Origin of the sequence: Haloferula rosea (assembly GCF_016595525.1) — a bacterium.
GTDB classification, from domain to species: Bacteria; Verrucomicrobiota; Verrucomicrobiia; order Verrucomicrobiales; family Akkermansiaceae; genus Haloferula; species Haloferula rosea.
Genome location: NZ_JAENII010000031.1, coordinates 1 through 4,647, shown reverse-complemented (window position 1 = coordinate 4,647; position 4,647 = coordinate 1). Strand labels below are relative to the sequence as shown.

Annotated in this window: 3 protein-coding genes; 2 read left to right on the top strand and 1 reads right to left on the bottom strand. The window is 58.2% G+C overall.

Translation table 11 applies throughout. The features are described from left to right. On the bottom strand, positions 1-1,178 hold a 1,178-nt coding region (ltrA, locus tag JIN81_RS18650), incomplete at its 3' end, for a group II intron reverse transcriptase/maturase (RefSeq protein ID WP_200283555.1). A 2,090-nt stretch (positions 1,179-3,268) separates the two neighbouring features. Between ltrA and JIN81_RS18645 the strand changes: the two genes are divergently transcribed. Further along, positions 3,269-4,339, top strand: coding sequence for a tyrosine-type recombinase/integrase (locus JIN81_RS18645; RefSeq protein WP_200283552.1), 1,071 nt, complete (start codon positions 3,269-3,271; stop codon positions 4,337-4,339). After that, positions 4,234-4,545, top strand: a complete 312-nt coding sequence (locus JIN81_RS19375) for a tyrosine-type recombinase/integrase (protein ID WP_325100911.1) — start codon at positions 4,234-4,236, stop codon at positions 4,543-4,545. The genes JIN81_RS18645 and JIN81_RS19375 overlap by 106 nt, the downstream gene beginning before the upstream one ends. Positions 4,546-4,647: the final 102 nt, after the last annotated feature.

Genomic DNA, 4,647 nt, shown 5'->3' with positions numbered 1-4,647 from the left:
CACTTGTAGAGCAAGCGCACCACGGCGTAGTAATACTTGGAGAGCATATGCGAGTTCCCGATCACTCCGTAGTAGTTGCGATAGCCCAGCAGCTTACGCCGCAGCACCACCAGCAGCTCGCTGAGTTTCCGACACCGGACCTTCCGGATCCATTCCTTCATCGCCCGCAGGCTGTTGCGGAACTTCTCCCGGTTGGTCCGACGCTTCACCATCACGTAGCGCGGATTCCGACACGATCTCGCCCAGTAGAAATCGAAGCCAAGGAAGGTGAACTTCCCGCTCCGATCCGGGTCCGACCGATCGAATCTCACCAGCGAGCTCTTCTCCTCCGCCATGCTCAGGGAAAACTTCCCCAGCCGCTTCGGCAAGGCCCGCAGATAAGCGCGCGCGTCACTTTCATGCTCGAAACACACCACGCTGTCATCCGCATAGCGCCGGAAGAGCACCTTGCCCTTGCAGTGCTTGCCCACCACCTTCGCGATCCATTCGTCTTGGACGTAGTGCAGGTAGATGTTGGCGAGGATCGGGGAAATGACCCCTCCCTGAGGCGTCCCCGTCGCCGGGTGAATCACCTCACTGCCTTCCTCTAACACTCCGGCCTTGAGCCATTTCACGATCAGGCGGATCAGCGATCGGTCTGCGATGCGTCTCTCCAACATGCGCACCAGCCAGCCATGATCCACGTATTCGAAGAATCCCCGGATGTCGGCTTCCACGACCCAGCGATAGCTCCCGGCGTTGAGGGCCTCGCGTAGTTCCAGACTGCTCTGGCGCGCTCCCTTTCCCGCTCGGTAGCCGATGCTCTCATCATGAAAGTCCGGCTCCCAGATGGCCTCCAGAATCCGCTTCACGGCATGCTGCACGATCTTGTCTTCCATCACAGGGATCCCTAACGGGCGCAGTTTCCTGCCTCCCGGCTTGGGGATCCACTGGCGTTTTACACTGCGGGCGCGGTAACGCCCCGTGCGCAAACGCTCCAACAAGGCCGTCAGGTTCTCATCGAGATTCCCGGCATACTCCGCCCAGCCCACACCGTCGATTCCCGGCGAGGCCTTGCGTTTCAAGCAGCCGAAGCTCTCTGCGAGCATCCGACGGTCCAGCAGGCGCGCGAGCCCCCGGAAGCGATGCTCCGGGTCCTTGCGTGCCTTTGTTTCCAGTGCGGACAGGGTGCGTGACACGCTTCCATCGGGAGTAATCCTTTCCCTCGCGTGAGTGCTTTGTCCGCCTTGTTCTCCGGCCACCCCCTTCGCCATGTGATCGGTCCTACCGTCTCTAACTACTATGGGTGGCTCTGACTCCCGACTCCCGGCCCATGCGTCTCCTTGATGTCGATCACGCGGGTCCCCTTGGAGATAAATCGGCTCCATGGGGACGGGGTTCGGGTCTCCCGAGTTCAAGGTGCCGCCCTCCTCAGGACGGTCATCTTCTCGCTTCTCTACACACATGCCACGGTCTTACTCGACCCCGACGGAACCTCGGACACTCGCCATGACGTGCCGCTTGGTGCTGGATTCTCCATACTGTTAGTGGATCTCCTTCCGTATCTCAATAATTACGGGGCTGTATCATCCTTCAGGCGGGTGCGAACCGCCCTGTGGCCTGCGGGCTTCCCTGTGTACGCTTCATCGATGCTGTTTCGCCAGCCGACCGGGGCCATGCCCTGCCGGATCTTCGTTGGTATCGCGGTGCCTCCCGCGGTTTTCCCTGACTTAGCTAACATCAACGCAACACTCGGTAGTGACTACTGGCTAGGTTCTATCACAACGGGTCTCTCACCCGATAAGAAGCGCCTCGCTTTGCTCGGCGCACAACGTATGAGGCATGGCGCGACGCCCCCAATGGCGGCGCGCCCGTATCCTCGTTGAAGGTAGAAAAGCACCAAAACGGTTTTTCAACAAGGCCGCTGGTAGGCGTCGCCATCGCCGGCTTGTTGTGCTTGTCAATTATCCTGATTCGAGCCCGTCAGTTCCACTCACAATAGACGTAAAGCAACTCCTTGTCGGGATCATAGAGCTGATAGCTCTGGGTGCTGGGCCCGAGCCCTTCTCCCGAAAGCATGGTTGTTCTACCGTTCGGACTCGCGCCCCACCACCAGGGCGCGCGCGGAAGGTCTGGGCGATTGGCCATGGTGAGAATTGAAGCGCTAGGCTGTGAGTATCCACCCTTGTCGACGTTGAGTCGGTAGAATGCGTAACCGCTTCCGAAGCCATTCGATGCAGCCCAAATCCTTCCTCGAGAAGGAGGTATTCCGCACACCTTGACATAAGGCCCGTCAGGGGGGTCTGCCAGCGACGGAATGGTTCCACGAGTCCGTAGCCACGCGAAAGCTCCCACGACAAGAATCACGAGTATCCCAATGATTGCTCCCCGCCGAACGAGCTTCTTCATTTTCAGCACAACGTCCAAGAGCACGCAACCCCACTAGCGGGGGCGAGCGTTAAACGCAAAGATAGGGTTCATGATACGGGTGATATTGTCAACAAGGCGGCTAGTGTGGGTTGCTGTGTCTCGCCTTGTTCGGCTTCTTAGGTTTTCTTGGTTGGCTCGCTATAGTCCTTATGTTTTGGACCTCGAGCATAGGCGTCGAGGGGAATACCCTGACGCTCTATAAGCATTAGGCGATTGAATACAGTCATGTAAGATTCCGCAATGGGTATGCGATGTTCGTATCCACCGCCTACTCCACACCAAGTGACATCGTATCGGTCATGGCTCAATTTGTGTCCATCCACCCCTGGAATCCAGTAATCCTTCTCGCCGTATCTCGCCAAACCTAGTAATCTATACTCACCCTTAGAAACTCGTGCTTCAACTTCGGGCTTGGGATCGCTCTCCATCCAGTCCACGAACGCTTTTTCGTTCATTGAATCGCTGAGCTGCCGTAATCCAGGAAGGCGTGAAGCGGAATAAATCGGATTGGCGCAACTTGTCAGCAATGCCATCAAAATGCATCCGATGCTTTTTAGGGGTCTCATAGTATTATTCTCTGCCGAACAGTTTTGTTCGTAACACCCCAAGCCGATATGCATGGGATTCGTTAGGGGGTCATGGCGCCATTTGAGAGGGGTGAAGTCAAGCGTCTGAGGGCGTTGCGAGCGATTTGACTCGCGTTGATTGAAAGTCCGAACCGATCGAAACTTGAGATTCGTTTGGCTCCTGGAGGTCTTATTTTCGCATATCACTTTTTCAATCTGCATTGAATTTCTGGTTGGACGAACGGGTGATTTTGAGCTGGTCAGGTGAACACACCCCGTGTGACATGGTGGACATGAGAACAGTTCCTGGGTTTGACTGGAAATCGGACTTGGCTGCCTCGCGCTCGGTGGATGCACGGGCGAAGGGCGGGTTTGAGATGTTGTTGGTGTGGTTTGAGAACTGGCGTCTGCGCTACCGGCTCGAGGCGGGCCGTGAGGCGGCGGTTGCTTTCTGGAAGCAGCAGGTAATCGGGGACGGGAAGGAGCGGGAAAGCTGGCAGCTTGAGCAGTGGGCGGATGCGATGGCGTGGTATCTGGATTGGCTGACGCACTGCCGGGAAGCAGGCGGAGATGAGCGCTCGCTGGCAGAACGTGTGCGGGATGCGGTGGAGTTGGCAGGGGCCAGGCGGGGCTTGGCGCTGCGGACGAGGCGTGGCTACGGGTCTTGGTGTGCGCGCTACGCGGTGTGGGCAGGGGATGCGCGCAAGATGATGACGGAAGCTTGTGGCCGAGACTGGCTGGCGCACTTGGCCCAGCGCGAGTTCATTGCGTTTTCCACCCAGAAGCAGGCGCTGAATGCTTTGGTGTTCTTTCTGAAGGAGGTGTGCGGACTGGAGGATATCGACCTGAAGGTGAGGATGAAACGCATGCCGAGGAGGATGCCTGTGGTGTTGAGTCGTGAAGAGATCGATCGTCTGCTTTCGAAGATCGAGCCGAAGTATGCCTTTGCGGCGATGCTGCAGTATGGTTCGGGGCTGCGGAGGGGCGAACTGGTCAGTCTGCGGGTGAAGGATGTGGATGCGGAGCGGGGGATGATCACGGTGCGGGGCGGCAAGGGTGACCGGGATCGGACCACGATGCTCCCTGAGCGCTTGAGGGATCTCCTGCGTCAGCAGATGGCGCGGGTGCGTCAGGTGCATGAGGCGGACCGTGCTGCGGAGGTTGCCGGGGTTTGGCTTCCGCCAGCTCTGGAACGGAAGCACCGACAAGCGGGGATGAGCTGGGAGTGGATGTGGTTTTCCCGGCAAGTGAGCTGTCGGTGGACCCGGTGTCGGGAATCCGGCGTCGTCATCATCTGCATGGTCAGGTTTACAATGAAGCGGTGCGTCGGGCGGCGAAGGTGGCAGGGATCGACAAACGGGTGACCAGTCATGCGCTGAGGCACTCGTTCGCCACCCATCTGCTCGAGGCGAATACGGATTTGAGGTCGATTCAGGATCTGCTGGGACATGCGGATGTCAGCACGACGGAGATCTACACCCATGTGGCGTGTGGAGTGAATGGGTGCGGGGTGAGGAGCCCGCTGGATGGAATGGTGGAGAGAGCGGGAAGTGGGGTGAGTGGGAAGTGAGAAGTAGAAAGTAAAAAGTGGAAAGTGGGGAGAGGCTCCGCTTGCTTTTGGGGATGCGCGACAGCGTCACGCGGTCCGGTTTTGGCTTCCTACTCGCTGGCA

Excerpts from the sequence above, each read along its gene's own strand:
- JIN81_RS18645 (WP_200283552.1), top strand. The coding sequence starts at position 3,269 with ATGAGAACAGTTCCTGGGTTTGACTGGAAATCGGACTTGGCTGCCTCG.